General features: G+C 42.2%; 12 protein-coding genes. 2 read left to right on the top strand and 10 right to left on the bottom strand.

Annotated features, from left to right (window positions below; genetic code table 11):
• Positions 1 to 27 precede the first annotated feature (27 nt).
• From ypfJ to DFO73_RS04610, 6 genes are all read right to left on the bottom strand, one after another.
• Positions 28 to 888 (bottom strand): KPN_02809 family neutral zinc metallopeptidase, encoded by an 861-nt coding sequence (ypfJ, locus tag DFO73_RS04635; protein ID WP_110063620.1) that lies wholly within the window; start codon positions 886 to 888, stop codon positions 28 to 30.
• 166 nt (positions 889 to 1,054) lie between these two features.
• Positions 1,055 to 2,176 (bottom strand): NAD(P)/FAD-dependent oxidoreductase, encoded by a 1,122-nt coding sequence (locus DFO73_RS04630; protein ID WP_110063619.1) that lies wholly within the window; start codon positions 2,174 to 2,176, stop codon positions 1,055 to 1,057.
• Positions 2,177 to 2,310: 134 nt separating this feature from the next.
• Entirely contained in the window at positions 2,311 to 4,422 is a 2,112-nt protein-coding gene (locus DFO73_RS04625) for an immune inhibitor A domain-containing protein (RefSeq protein ID WP_110063618.1), read from the bottom strand.
• Between the two features lie 198 nt (positions 4,423 to 4,620).
• The gene (locus tag DFO73_RS04620) at positions 4,621 to 4,812 is read right to left on the bottom strand and encodes a hypothetical protein (protein WP_110063617.1); all 192 of its coding nucleotides are present in this window, start codon (positions 4,810 to 4,812) and stop codon (positions 4,621 to 4,623) included.
• Positions 4,813 to 4,879: 67 nt separating this feature from the next.
• On the bottom strand, positions 4,880 to 5,857 hold the full coding sequence (locus DFO73_RS04615) for an ornithine cyclodeaminase family protein (protein WP_110063616.1): 978 nt from the start codon (positions 5,855 to 5,857) through the stop codon (positions 4,880 to 4,882).
• Between the two features lie 27 nt (positions 5,858 to 5,884).
• Positions 5,885 to 7,225, bottom strand: coding sequence for an MFS transporter (locus DFO73_RS04610; RefSeq protein ID WP_110063615.1), 1,341 nt, complete (start codon positions 7,223 to 7,225; stop codon positions 5,885 to 5,887).
• A gap of 197 nt (positions 7,226 to 7,422) precedes the next feature.
• On the opposite strand from DFO73_RS04610, the gene DFO73_RS04605 reads away from it, so the two are divergent.
• On the top strand, positions 7,423 to 8,595 hold the full coding sequence (locus tag DFO73_RS04605) for an MFS transporter (RefSeq protein ID WP_110063614.1): 1,173 nt from the start codon (positions 7,423 to 7,425) through the stop codon (positions 8,593 to 8,595).
• Between the two features lie 36 nt (positions 8,596 to 8,631).
• Here the strand turns inward: DFO73_RS04605 and DFO73_RS04600 are convergent, their stop codons facing one another.
• The 4 genes from DFO73_RS04600 to DFO73_RS28465 form a co-directional block, all read right to left on the bottom strand.
• Positions 8,632 to 9,237: a class I SAM-dependent methyltransferase gene (locus DFO73_RS04600; RefSeq protein WP_110063613.1), complete on the bottom strand. Its 606-nt coding sequence runs from the start codon at positions 9,235 to 9,237 to the stop codon at positions 8,632 to 8,634.
• Positions 9,238 to 9,745: 508 nt separating this feature from the next.
• Positions 9,746 to 11,941, bottom strand: a complete 2,196-nt coding sequence (locus DFO73_RS29590) for a S8 family serine peptidase (RefSeq protein WP_110063611.1) — start codon at positions 11,939 to 11,941, stop codon at positions 9,746 to 9,748.
• Between the two features lie 200 nt (positions 11,942 to 12,141).
• Positions 12,142 to 13,683: a glycine betaine uptake BCCT transporter gene (locus DFO73_RS04585; protein WP_110063610.1), complete on the bottom strand. Its 1,542-nt coding sequence runs from the start codon at positions 13,681 to 13,683 to the stop codon at positions 12,142 to 12,144.
• A gap of 238 nt (positions 13,684 to 13,921) precedes the next feature.
• A complete protein-coding gene (locus DFO73_RS28465; protein ID WP_181395921.1) occupies positions 13,922 to 14,071 on the bottom strand; it encodes a hypothetical protein in 150 nt (49 codons plus the stop codon).
• A gap of 187 nt (positions 14,072 to 14,258) precedes the next feature.
• On the opposite strand from DFO73_RS28465, the gene DFO73_RS04580 reads away from it, so the two are divergent.
• Positions 14,259 to 14,963 (top strand): DUF421 domain-containing protein, encoded by a 705-nt coding sequence (locus DFO73_RS04580; protein WP_110063609.1) that lies wholly within the window; start codon positions 14,259 to 14,261, stop codon positions 14,961 to 14,963.
• The last annotated feature ends 34 nt before the right edge of the window (positions 14,964 to 14,997 follow it).

Below are 14,997 nucleotides of genomic sequence, written 5' to 3'. Positions count from 1 at the left end.
GGTATTCCGCTCCTTTCCCGGCTTATATCACCAGCTTCTGTTTAGATTACTGTTCTCAAAAGTGTTTCCGCCTTTAATCGTTCCATTTTGGAATCCCTTATAAAACCATGATTTCCTTTGTTCTGAAGTACCATGGGTAAAGCTTTCAGGAACTACATGACCTTGTGCTCTTTTTTGAAGGGTGTCATCTCCGACAGCGGTTGCAGCATTCAATGCTTCTTCCAGGTCGCCCTCTTCAAGATAACCCATTCCCTGGGCATGGTGAGCCCATACACCGGAATAATAATCAGCCTGCAATTCAAAACGAACTAGATATTGATTAAACTTCTCTTCGCTCATGCGCTGGCGAAGAGGCATAATTTCTTCAGTTGTTCCTAAAAGGGTTTGTACATGGTGGCCCACCTCATGGGCAATTACATAAGCCATCGCAAAGTCCCCTGGAGCTTGGAATTTCCTATGCAGTTCCTCATAAAAGCTTAAATCAATATAAAGCTTTTGATCACCCGGGCAATAAAAGGGGCCTACAGCTGAGGATGCTGCCCCGCAAGCAGACTGGACACTCCCCGAATACAATACAAGGGTTGGCTCTTTATAAACTAATCCTTGTTCTTCAAAAATTTGAGACCAAACTTCTTCTGTATCAGCAAGAACGACGGAGACAAACTGTGCAAGCTCTTTTTCCTGCTCTGTCTCCTCGTATGGAACTGATGTACCTGAGTCCATTCCTGCCATATTGCCTAAAAGCTCTCCTGGATTGCCTCCAAGAAAGGTAAATATCAATAATATAATGATCCCTCCAAGGCCGCCGCCAACGAGCGTTTTCCCCCCGCCGCCCATGCCTCTTCGATCTTCTACATTAGAACTCGCTCTTCTTCCTTTCCATCGCATGATTTATCCTCCTAATGAAAGTAACTATTATTAATTGATTTCATTAGTGTATACCCGAAAACAAGTGATTTATTAACCCGCAGTCAATATTCTTAGGACAAATCTCCATTTCACATGTAGAAAATAAAAATAAGGTGCCTGTTCGCTGGACAGACACCTTTAAAAGTCACATTTTCTCTATTACTCCGGCAGGATCATAGAGCTCTAAATCAATATCCACTTCTTCCCCGAGAGCAAGCTTTGCCAGCTGGGCGCCGAGAAACGGCCCTGCGGTCAATCCTGAAGCGCCAAGTCCATTTGATAGGTAAAGGCCTTTAAAGCCAGGAACTTCCCCTATAATAGGCAAGAAACCAGGTGTATAAGGGCGGAATCCTACACGTGCTTCAGCAAACGTTCCATCAGCCAGACCAGGTGCAATTGACAAAGCCTTATCGAAAATTTCTTGCAAACCGCCTGCAGTTACCCTTAAATCATATCCCATTTCATCTTCATGGGTAGCACCCACGACCACCCGGCCGCCGTCAAAAGCTAAAATATACTGATTGTTTGGAGGCATGACAACTGGCCATTTGCCTGTATTCTCACCTTCAAGCTGCAGATGGACTATTTGCGCTTTTTGTGGCTTCACATCCAAATGGATTCCCAATGGTTTAAAAAGCTCACCAGCCCATGCTCCAGCTGCTACAATCACTCTATCTGCCTCATAATACTTTTCATCAGCCTTAACCCCAGTGGCTGCATCTCCATTACAAACAAGCTCAGCAGAGCCCTGCACTAGATCAGCTCCGTGTTTTTCAGCCGCTCTCAGAAGTGCATCCCTTAATTCCCGTCCGTTAACGCGGGCCGCACCGCTAACATGAACAGAAGCATATTCTTTTGCTAAAGGGGGAAACAGTTCAGAAGTCTGCTCTGGGGACATCTCCACAATATCTCCAACCTCAGGGGCATCCTCACGCCTTTTAATCGCTCTTTCTTCCATTTTTTCAAGTTTAACAGGATCTGTATGAAGGCTTACTGCTCCTACTTTCTGATAACCTGTATCCGTCTCGCCATCCTTCTCAAGCTCTTTAATAAGCGACTGATAATATGCCGCTCCTCCTTTGGCTAGTGCATACCAAGCCTTATTCCGCCGCTGGGAGAGCCAAGGGCATATTATACCGGCTGCTGCATCCGTCGCCTGACCTGGGTCTTTGCGGTCAATGACCGTAACCTTTGCACCTTCTTTTGCCAAGTGATAGCCTGCGGACGCCCCAAGGATTCCTGCACCTATAACCACATATTTTTTCATAGTAACTCCTTTTATAGATATTAATTATGCACCTATTTTACAGGAGTTATCAGGAAGACTCAAAGAACCCTCATACTTTCTATCTATACTAGTTCAAAAGAAAGACCCATCGCTATGTGATGGGTCCAAAGTATTTATTTTTTCTTATCTTCCTTCAGTTCAACTTCATAAGTAAAATCCACAGCATTTTTATTATCTGCAGGTGCTGCATATGAAGTAATCATATAGTTCTTTCCGTCTTGGAAAAGCTGCCTCAATTGCAATGCATTTTCTTCTGTAACATTAAAAGGATCAACAGTTACAACCTTATAGGTATTTTGCTTTCCTTTTTTATTTCCAACTTCTCTTTCATTAACAAAAGTAACTGTGTAGTTTACATACTTGCCTAAAATTTCATTCATTGACTTGAATCCTTCAGTAGAAGATCCGTCATGGCTATAGCCGATTTCCGGAATTTCAATATTGTCAATGAACCAGCCAGAGTCATTGTATCCCCAGTCTGTCAAATAGCGGAAAGATACTAGTACCTTCTGGCCCGCATACTCGCTTAAATCAAAAGTTTCTTCCTGCCATTCCTCATAATGTCCAGTGAACCCTGGTACATTTTCTTTAATTTTCGGATAACCTTCTTCAACTACATCACTGCGAGTATTTTCATTGGAAAGACTCTTCCATGTGTTTCCTCCATCAGTTGACACTTGAACTACACCAAAATCCCATTGCTCTTCGATATCTATAAAGTTATCAAATTTCAATGTGGCAGTTTCAACACCAGAAAGATCTGCTTCAAAGATTAATGCATTATCTGCTTCGTCTCCTTTATTGCCCCATAGAACCTGGTTGCCAGAATTCAACGGATCAGCTGCGGATTCCCACGGAATAGGCAGGAAGTCTACTCCATCAAATGAGATTCCATTAATTTTATCCTGGAAATCCAGTTCCTTGAAATCTCCGCCCCAAGCAGGAACGCCATCTTTTTCAAATTCTAAAGCCTTTTCAAAGTTAACTGTCATACCACGCTTTGTACCTTCTTTATCAACTAAAAGGCCGCGAAGGTTAATGCTATTAAAATCGTAAATTCCTTCGCCTATTTTATTTGAATCTAACGTTAGAGCTGTAATAAAGTTCTGATATAACTGAGTGAAGTCCATGGTTGAGCCATGTGCCTTTAAGACCTGATTAACGCTATCGATGCCTTGCGTTTCATTCAATGCTAAATCACGGATAAATTCCTGGCCAAACTTATCGTTCATATACAAAGTAAATAGATAAACTTGTCCATAATCGGCAATGGTTTCAGGGCCAGTCTCTGCCGTTCTGTGATCATCCCAGTTTACTAATGAATTTTCCGGATGATCTAAATAGAAGTTAATCGAGCCTGCATCATGGCCATATCCTCCAAGATACTCAGAGAAAGTGGACATACCTTCGTTAATCCAAGTTTCTTCAGCACCATCATTGTCAGCATGGATTAAATGCTGCAGTTCATGAATAGTAGTTCCAAAGAAAGTAGATTCCAAGCGAGTTTCCCAGCTGTTGGTATCGATTGTAATAATGTTTCTATCCATATAGTTTTCTAGAGTTTGCCAGAAGAAGCCGGCGACAAAGAATGGGTAAGATGGATCGTAATATCCATCATCTTTGATATTGTCCACTAGCATAATAACTTTGTCGCTTCCCTCGTAATAACCTTTAGGAACATTTCTTCCCGCAAGTGGGGATTTTGATCCATCGTGGGTGTCAGGTGTTCCATAGAAAGAAGTAGCCTTAGGATAAATATTACGGTCAAACTCATCTCTTAGCTTATCAACCTGCTCCTGTGTCACAACATGGGCTGGGCGATCATCAGGGAAAGAAAGATCATTTGCCACCCAGATTTCTACATTTTCACCAACACTGCGTAGAGTAAACTGCTTAAAAGCTAGCTCCCTGTCTAAAAAGTACTTAGTTCCACCGTTATATGTAAAAGTGCTATCAGCAGTTTTACTTTCCTCTTTATTAACTTCGTCAAAATTAATCTGTGCAGCCTGTTCCTCTATTTTCTTCTCAGCCTGCTTCAAAAATGACGAGTCCTCGGACTGCGCGTTTAGCTTGCCATCGATGTCAACACGGTCTCCGTATCTTTCTGCGTCCCATTTCGGAACTGTAGCTGCTTCCGCTGTAGAAGCGTTTGATGCCAGCGGCGATAATAACGATAGCGCAAGAGCTCCCGTTGATAGAATAGATAATAGCTTCTTCTTTTTCACTAATCTAGCTCCTCTCACTTAATTTGTTAGAATTAACATAACATAGTGAATTTTAGCTAAATAACAGTCATTTATACCATTTTTACCAATTTAAATTTGGTAAATAATACCTAATTTTGAAGATTCAGACCTTTATAAGCACTACTTATGGCGATAAAAAAACTGCATGATGGGCTTAAAAACCCATCATACAGTTCCTCAAAAAGGCTTATTCGGTTCATATGTCGGCTGCTGGTTTTTGACCTGGTATTGCTGGCTTTTTGCTGCAGCATCCTGTACGTTTTCCTCCAGGGCAAACTCAGTATCCATAGCCTTTTTAAATTGTTCAGCCTGGTTTTGAGCGGCTACTACCTGTTGTTCTTCTGTAACTTTATTCGGCTGCTTTGCCATTCCATATCTCTCCTTTATTCGGAATATAGATATAGATTTTCCAAAGCTCCCGGCACTATTCATCCTTTTATAATTCTACCTTCGTCCCAACTCCTTCACGGATTGCTTTTTCATACACGGCTGCAGCCACTGCGAGGTCAAAATAGGCGATTCCAACTGATTTGAAAAAGGTTATCTCTTCGTCATTTTCTCTGCCTGCAATCTTCCCAGCTGCCAGTTCCCCCAGTTCACCGTGAAGCTCTGAAAAGCTCCATTTTCCTTCATTGGCAGGAATGATAAAATCACCCGCTTCATCCTTTACGCCCTCAATCGTATCTGCCACTATTTTAGAGCTTCTCAAGAGCGTTTCTGCATCTACTTCCTGCATATGGGGGCGATAAGAGCCTACTCCGTTAATATGTGTACCAGGCTGGAGAGTCTGGCCTGAGAAAACCGGTTTTTCAGAACGAGTGCTGCAAATAACAATATCGGCTATGGAAACTGCTTCATCTGCATTTTCAAAAATATCTACTTTGCCTTTAAACCCCTTAATTTTTTCAGCAAAGTCATGTGCTTTGGAAACAGTCCGGTTATAAAGCATTATTTCGTCTATTTTACGGACCTCCAATACGGCTTGAAGCTGCAATTCTGCCATCGCCCCGCAGCCAATAACTGCTACTGACCCTGCCGACTTTTTCGCTAGATGCTTAGTGGCAATTCCGCTTGCTGCTCCTGTCCGTATCCTTGTTAAATAAGATGCATTAATGCATGCTAAATGCTCACCATTACCCGTATCACTTAATAAAATAACTCCCTGTGTTGTTTTCTTCCCTAAAGCTGGATTGCCAGGAAAAATGGTGACCACCTTTACAGCCGTTTTTCCGATAGGCGCCATAGCGCTCGGCATATAAAGTGCAGAGGCCTTTTTATCCGGGAAATCCAAAACCGTCCGATGAGGGTTCTGGATTTTTCCCTCCATGTAGTGAGATAAAGCCTGCTCCATGTCCTTAATAGCTGATTCCATCGAATAAATCGACTGGATTTGTTTTTCAGATAAAACAAGCATATAATCTACCTTTCTTCTTTACCTTTTTTAAGCTTTTTGATCAGTATGATTTTGTCCCAAACCTGTATGTAAAGAGGTATTTCCGCCTGTTTCAGAATCTAAGTCCTGATTTCTTCGATCACGTACTGATGCGATTGCAATCAAGGAGATGGCTGCTGCAAGCATGATATACAGGGCTACAGGTACATAGGAATTGTCATAGGCATTCAGCAAGGCTGTTGCAACCAGCGGAGCAGTTCCTCCTGCTAAAGCAGCCCCGATTTGATAGCCAAGCGTGATGCCGGTATAACGGACATTTGATTTAAAAATCTCTGAAAACATCGTGCCAAGGACGGCTGTAATCGGAGCCCAAATGATGCCTAGGCCGAGTACTGTCGCCAAAATAAGCAATAGAGCTGAGTTTTGATGCAGAAGCCAGAAGTAAGGGAATGCATAGAGCATCATGAGTACTGTACCTCCCACATATAGCTTCTTGCGGCCGATTTTATCCGATAATTTTCCCATAATCGGAATCAAAATGGTAGTAACAATCGTTGCAATGGTTACCGCATTTAACGTAACCGTACGAGAGAATCCAAGCTGTGTGGTAGCATATGAAACGATAAAGGTTCCGAAAATATAGAACGGCGCTGTTTCTACTACTTTCGCGCCTACTGCAATCAATACTTCCTTCCAATGGCTGCGCATCGTTTCAACGAAAGGAATCTTGGCAATCTCACCTTTTTCCTGTGCCTTTTTGAAGGATGGTGTTTCATCAATGCCTTTGCGGATCCATAAGCCAAAGATGACAAGCAGGGCACTTAAAATGAATGGCACACGCCAGCCCCATGACAGGAATGCCTCTTCAGGCAGCAGAGTCATAATGGATAATGCAAGGGTTCCAAGCAGCATACCAATGGTTACACCCATTTGTGGAATACTTCCGAAGAATCCCCTTCTTTCCTTTGGGGCATATTCAACAGCGAGCAGAAGCGCGCCTCCCCATTCTCCGCCAAGCCCAATTCCCTGTATCAAGCGCAATACAATAAGGAGAATCGGAGCAGCTGCTCCAATATTGTCATAGGTGGGCAGAAAGCCCATCAGGACTGTAGCTCCTCCCATAAGTGACAATGTCAAGACAAGTGTTTTCTTTCTGCCGATCCGGTCTCCGATATGGCTGAAAATAACGCCGCCAAGCGGACGGATGAAAAAAGCTAGGGCGAAGGAAGCGTACGCCAGCATCAAACCGACCGCCGGATCATCACTTTGAAAAAACATTTGATTAAAAACAAGTGCAGCAACCGTTCCATATAAAAAGTAATCAAACCATTCAATGGAACTTCCAATCAAACTCGCGATCAGCACCTTCTTTTCTAATTTCTTTTCCACTAAAATCCCCCCTCATTTTGATGAGTAACATCCAAGCCCATCATAATTTATATTATTTTTACATTTCAATATATTTGGAATACTTTATGGATAAATAGATCTTATTTACTGCATGCTTCCTAAGGTGAAAGTATGGAGTTGTTTTTGATATAATCATATTACTTAGATGGAATTTGATATTTACTGGAGTGAATACTTTGAATTCAAAAAAAGCACTGCCTCTTTTATTCGCAGTTATGTTTCTCGTTATGGTAGGGTTTGGAATTATTATTCCTGTTATTCCCTTTTATGCTGAGGAACTAGGTGCCACGCCTATGGAATTAGGCCTGCTAATGGCCGTATATTCCTTAATGCAGCTCCTCTTTGCCCCGATGTGGGGACGAATTTCCGACAAAATCGGCCGAAAACCAATCATCATGATTGGGATTTTCGGACTTGGCTTGTCCTTTTTCCTTATGGCTTTATCCACCGAACTTTGGATGCTGTTTGCCGCGCGGATCATTGGAGGCTTTTTATCATCTGCAAATATGCCGACTGTTATGGCTTATGTAGCAGATATAACTTCTGAAGAAGACCGCGGGAAAGGAATGGGGATTATCGGTGCCGCTGTCGGTTTAGGGTTTATCTTTGGGCCTGCAATTGGCGGCGTCTTTTCCCGGGAAAGTCTGAATGTACCTTTTTACCTGGCGGGAGTCTCTTCCTTGCTTACATTCTTTCTCGTCATGTTCGTTCTGAAAGAATCTCTTTCACCGGAACAGCGCAGCAATCGGTCTGCTAAACGGCCGGGATTGCTAAAAGCATTGAACGGACCTGTTAGCATTCTATTTACCCTGCAGCTGTTTGTCTCTTTGTCCTTGGCAGGCCTTGAAGCTACGTTTGCTTATTTTGCTGCTGAAAAGGCAGGTCTGGGTACTGTTGAGCTTGGCTATATCTTTATGATTATGGGATTTGCAGGTGCCCTTGTACAGGGCGGATTAGTAGGAAGGTTGACGAAAAAATACGGAGAAGGCTCTGTTATTCAGATAGGCATTGCTGTGTCTGCTCTCGGATTTGCTCTTATATTATTGATTGATAGCTTTGCAACAGCTGCCATTTATTTAACCGTATTTGGTGTAGGGAACGGTTTTATCCGTCCAAGCGTTTCCTCACTGCTGACAAAAACCTCGCAAACCGGGCACGGCAGTACGACAGGACTATTATCATCGTTTGATTCTCTGGGCAGAATTATCGGTCCTCCGCTCGGCGGTCTGCTATTTAGCATCAGCATTGGTTTTCCTTACATCTCAGGGATCCTGCTTTCAGCTATTGCATTTGTCTTATATCGAATATACTCCGCAAAAGCCAGCAACAGCCACACTGTTATCTCCTAAAAAGCAAAAGGGAGGCCATTCAGCCTCCCTTTTAATCTAGATTTTTGCTTTTTGCAATATTATCTGTACAACATGGCCAGTACCAGTATGTCCTGTGCCTTCCACTCTCTCTTGTTCCCCATAAAAGAAATGAAGCACCCTATAGCCCCGAATCCATTCCAGCAGGTCTGCAGGATCATATACCATATCAACCCTTTTAGGGCCGCCTGTTTGATACCGAAGCTGATCCTCTGAGTAAACCTCCACCATTACGATGCCTCCGGGCTTTACTACTGAAAGCAGCTTATCAAATACCGTTTTTTGATCCTTTTTAAAAAAGTGACCAAAAACCATTATGGATGCATCATACTCCTCGGAAGGCACAGGATCATGGATTAAATCCTTCTGGCCTGTTTCTACTCTGACGTTATGGCGCTCAGCCAATTTTTCAGTCTTCTTTAATCCGTTTTGCGTATAATCCCAGGCTGTTACTTCATGGCCTTTCCTGGCAAGAAAAACAGCATTGCGTCCTTCCCCCTCTGCAAAAGCAATAATTTTTTTTCTTCCCTCAAGCCGGTACGCCTGTTCTCTTATAAACTCATTTGGCTCTTCGCCATACAAATAACCCTCAGCCCCAAATTTCTCTTCCCATAGATTTGCCATCCAATCACTCCTATTCTGATTATCTGAACCCTATTGTAGCCTTTAAATGCATTAGAATAACCCAATAAGATATTCTAGAAAGATTTAAGGAAATCCTATTGTATAATAGAAAAAAGTCTTTACTGAAAAAGGGAGGAGTCCCATGAAAGAGCTGACATCCATGGAAGAAGTGCAGCAATTCATTCTGAACCATGAACTGAGCTTTATTTATGTGTTAACTGACAGCTGAAGTGTCTGCCATGGTTTGCTTCCTCAGGTTGAGGAAGTATTAAGAGAATATCCCCGCATAGAAGCTGGCCTCGTTAATGCGGGCAAGGTAACGGAAATAGCCGGTTTTCTTATGGCTTTCACAGTACCTGTAATTGTTTTATACCTGGATGGAAGAGAGGCTTTAAGAGAGGCCCGATTTGTCCCGATAGAGAAACTTCGGATAGATTTTCAGAGGATTTATGAAGGAGTCTTTGGATAGAGATACAAAAAGGGACTGCCAATGGCAATCCCTTTTTTTCTAGCGGTTATAATCAATAACATATAGGTATGGAATACGGATATCACCTTCAGTTGAGGTTACATTGATATATCCGCTCATAAATTCAGGATTTCCGTGCTGTCCTGATCCCTGGCTGCCGCGGTTTCGAACCGTTACCGTAACTTCTTTGCTTTCCTTTGGCTTAAGAGTTACTTTACTCGTATTTATACTTAAGTTTTCATCACTATTGATGGTATATGTCTGCTCTTGGTCAGTAGAATTAACCAAAGCAAAGGCCAAATGATAGGTTTGCTCCCCTGCAGGACGCACAAGCCCAAAACTCAATGAAGATGGAAATGCCATGGCAGCCGGATCCATCGCTTGTCCAAGGTCGATAAGGCCAGAGCCCGCTTTTAGTGGATCTGATACATCTATATTCGGAATCACACTGCCCTCCAAGTCATTTGCTGTACCCATTAAGGCAGCCTTAACTTCCGCTGGGCCCCATCCTAATCCTATCTTCTTGCTGTTAGCCAATAGAATAGCTGCCGCACCGGCCACATGAGGACTGGCCATTGACGTACCCTGATAAAGCTCATAGCCGCCGCCGACAACCGAAGAGTAAATATTTACCCCTGGTGCTGCTATATCAGGCTTTAATTGATAATTTGGTGTTGGGCCCCATGAACTGAAGTTTGCCAGTAAGTTAGGGTCTGCCTCTACCTCTGTTAATGGATAGGTGATCGTTACACTATTGTTTTCAGGACTATCAATTAGCTCATTACCTGCACTATTTCCAATCATAACCGCTGGTATTAATGCTCCATCAGATGACATTGGAATGGGTTCTTCCACACCATCCAACTGATAAATAATGGCCCCAACAGCTCCTGCTGCTGCAGCATTGTTAATCTTTTCTGCAAATGTGCAGCTGCCCCTCTGAATAAGGGCAAGCTTTCCTTCAAGAGGTTTTCCGTTTATTGGAGAACAAGCAAGCTTATCTCCTCCGGCATGATCGGCCCAAAGTGAGAATTCACCAGAAAACTCTTTTGTAACTTTTCCTCCATCCGTGCCTGTAGTCGCTACTGTTTTGCCTCCTGATAGGGCGGCAGATTCTAGGAACATCGCAAACGAACGGCTATTTGTTGTAGCGGCCACAGTGATTACCTTATCTGCTGTACCCGGGGATCCTACTGTATAGTTTCCTGGTCCTTCGTTACCTGCAGAAATGGCCACAACAACTCCAGCATCAACTGCTGCGTTAACAGTCATGTCAAGGAGATCAGCACCTTTATGAGGCGTACCGCCCAAACTTAGGTTTAGCACATCCATGCCATCTTTAACAGCCTCTTCTACGGCTTTTGCGATAAATAAACTCTTTGCGTTTTCCACATTGCCTGGGAAAACATTATAATTTCCTAAGTATGCACCAGGTGCTACTCCGCTAAGGGTTTTATCGCCTAGTTCTGGCTCTGTGCCGGCTTTCCCGGCAATAGTGCCAGCAACATGTGTTCCATGGCTGTCAACCGCTTCTGGAGTCTGCCAAGGCTCCTGATGGAATACCTTTGCTACAATTACTTTCTCACTTGCAAATTCGTTATCTCCTTTAGGATAACCAGCTGGCATCTCCATACCTTCATTTGGCTGCAGGAAAGGGTGAGCATGGTCAATTCCAGAATCAATTACCCCCACTTTCATTCCTTCGCCGGCACCAGCCTGGCCCCCAAGGGCGTTCCACACTGGTTCAGCATTGATTAAGGAGGTACTTTCACTCATTGCTTTTTGATAGGTTCCACTATAGCCTGTTTTTAAAACGCCTGGTCCACGGCTTACTTCCTTAAGGGAAACTCCATTAAGTTTTAATCCAAGACCATTAAACGTCACGGCATATTCTGTTAACACTTCAACTTGCGGAAACTGTTTTGCCAGCCATTTTATATAATTCTCACGTTGTGCTTGAAGTCTTTTGCCATACTTATTTGCTGCTGGGGTATTGAGATTTACCTTTTGTCCTTTTAAGGGTTTTGTCGATTCATAGCCGCTGATCGATCCATCATAGGAAGCGATCGGTGAATCACCAAATTGTATAAATGCATAGTTGGTGTCTTCTTGATTGACTGATGTTGCCCGATCGTCATTGATTACCCTCGCTTCAATCGGCATAGCAGCACTAAATATCATGATAAGAGCCAGCGAGATCCAGGTTAACTTTTTAAAGCCCTTAAGAAATTTCAATAAAAAACCCCTCCTTATTGCTAATATTGCTAAATAAATACAATATACATTTCTGTTAGGGAGGGCAGTGTTCCTTGATAATTTTCCGATTATTTTGAAAATGATGCTTTTATCCTGAAATTTTTAATATAGAACGAAAAAAACCATGACTATAGTCATGGTTTTTTAAAAAATTATTATTTAATTAGGCAATTAATTTATTAGACGAGGCCCGGATCAGGTTCATCCCCCGATTTCACCTTTTTGGCTTTTTTCTTTGCCGCGCTTTTTGCAGGAACTTCCTTTCTAAACTCTTTTAAAATGGCAAATGACATGGCGATTAATACAAACGTCAGTGGGAATGCACTGACAATAATGGCTGTCTGCATGGCACTCAGCCCTCCTGAGAGCATCAATACAACTGCTGAGGCAGATAAAAACAATCCCCAGACGATTTTTACAAAGTTAGGGGGATTAAGGTCGCCATTGGTTGTTTGCATCCCCAATACGAAGGTTGCAGAATCAGCAGAGGTTACAAAGAAAGTAGTTATAAGCAATAATGTTACGATAACAAGAGCCCCTGAGAATGCCAAACGGTCATATACAAAAAATAATGCTGTCTCAAGGCTTTGGCCAGCGATATTTGCACCTTCAAAAAACTCAAAATAAATGGCCGTCCCTCCAAACACGCTAAACCAAAAAGCACACACAATCGTAGGAATGACGAGAACGGCAATCATGAACTCTCTTACGGTTCTTCCCTTGGATACACGGGCTATAAAAGTCCCGACAAACGGAGCCCATGCAATCCACCATGCCCAATAAAAAATGGTCCAATCCTGTATCCAAGTTGCTTGCTCTTCATTAAAAGGAGCCAGCCTTAATCCCATGCTCGGCAAATTTTGCACGTAGCTCCCCAGTGTAGTTGTAAAAAGATCAAGCACAAACCCTGTTGGCGCTAAGATTAAGAAGGTAAAAAGCAGAATAACAGCCAGTACCAGATTGGCATTACTTAAATATTTTATCCCTCTTTGAAGGCCTGTACTTGCTGATAGGATAAATAAGACCGTTACGATTGCTATAATCACAAGCTGCACAGTAAAATTGTTGGGCACTCCTGCCACATAATTAAGGCCGCCGTTAATTTGGGCTGCTCCCAGTCCAAGGGAGGCGGCTACCCCAAAAATCGTTGCAAATACGGCTACACTATCGACAATGATGCCAATGATTCCTTTAGCCCGATCTCCTAAAAGTGGTGTAAGTGTAATACTCATTAATCCCGGCTGTTTCTTTCTAAATTTATAATAAGCAAGAACAAGCGCTATAACAGAATAAATCGCCCATGCATGAAAACCCCAATGCAAATAAGTATACCTTAAAGCAACTCTTGCAGCCTCTGGGGTACCTCCTTCGCCTATTGGCGGGCTCGTAAAGTGGGAAATTGGTTCAGATACTCCAAAAAACAACAAACCTATGCCCATTCCAGCACTAAATAGCATGGCAAACCAAGTACTGCGTCTAAAATCGGGCTTATCATCATTTGCACCTAATTTGATTTTTCCATACTTGCTAAAAATCAAAAACAAGGCAAATATAAGAAAAAAGGTAGCTGATAACTGATAAAACCAGCCAAACGAATCCAGAAAGTAGGCTTTAGTTCCATTCATAACTTCACCTAACTGAACAGGTGCAACCATGCCCCAAATAACAAAGATACTCGCAATAACGAGCGAAATCCAAAATACACTTGTTACCTTTTTCAATGCTGCCAACTCCCTATTTTACAATTTGAATAAGATGCCATTATGTTTCCCGAATAAAGAAAAACCATGAATCAAAAGAGCAAGCCTTTTCACGCAGCTCTTTTCATCCTTTTAGTGTACCTTCCTTAGGTTATTTAACTAATGTATATAATTCGGCATTAATATCCCAAACAAAAAAGGAGTGCCTTTAATCTGCACTCCTTTTTTAGTGAGAAAGCACTCTGACCTTTAAATGCCCTTACTCATCATCTATCTCGCCATCACCAATTTCATCCTCTTCTTCAACATCTTCAACTTGTTCGCCTTCTTCAGGCTGTTCATCATTTCCACAGCCCGTTAACGTTAAGAAGGAAAGGGATAGGAAAAACATCAAAAAGAACTTTTTCATTTTTTGTAAGCCTCCTTTTTACTTAGTTTTTCCATCAATAAGCGCTATATGTAATTTTTATGGATTATTCTTTTGAATAATTGTATTAGTCTGAGAAAAAACTCTTAAAAGGCTGCAAGGCAAATATCTTATTATAAATCGGTTCCTTTAATTGATTTGGAACTGTGGATTAAAGGATGTGTCATAGATGGACTTTTTTCAAGGGCAGCAAACACTCACTGCCATGGAGTGGGGTCTAAGAGCTGTCGTCGCTTATTTCTTTTTAGTGATCGTTGCTAGAATCCTGGGACAGCGGGCTATTTCCCAATTAAGGCTCCTTGATTTTGTTATGGCTTTAGTAATTGGAAACATTATTGCCCATCCATTGTCCGACGAGGAACTAGGACTAAAAGGTTCTGTTGTGACAACCACCGTATTGGTTGTACTATACCTTGCTAGTTTATTCAGTATTTTAAAATGGCCAGCCATTAGAAGGCTCGTTAATAATAAGGCAATCACAGTCGTACAGAATGGAGAAATCATTTACAAAGGCTTAAATAAAGCAAGAATTTCTATTGATGTGCTGCTAGAAGAATTTCGCGAGAAAAAAGTAGATGATGTAAAGAAGGTGGCGCTGGCGCTATGGGAAGCAAACGGAAATATTTCCTTTTTTCTAGATCCCAAATATGAACCCATTACACCGGCTTCCTTACAAATGAATGCAGAACCCTTCGATATGCCAAGAACCATTATTAAGGAAGGCAAAGTAGATAAAAAAGAATTAAAAAACATTCAAAAGGACGAAAGCTGGCTTGTCTCCCATTTAGAAGGTTTATATCAGACTGAAATAAAAAATGTCCTGCTTGCCACCATGGATGGCAAAGGTAACCTGAAGGTGTTTTTATATAATTGATTTTTTATCAATCATACGGGTAATCATTCAGACC

This window comes from Cytobacillus oceanisediminis, assembly GCF_003182355.1.
GTDB classification, from domain to species: Bacteria; Bacillota; Bacilli; order Bacillales; family Cytobacillaceae; genus Cytobacillus; species Cytobacillus oceanisediminis_A.
This window is presented reverse-complemented; position numbering and strand designations above follow the sequence as displayed.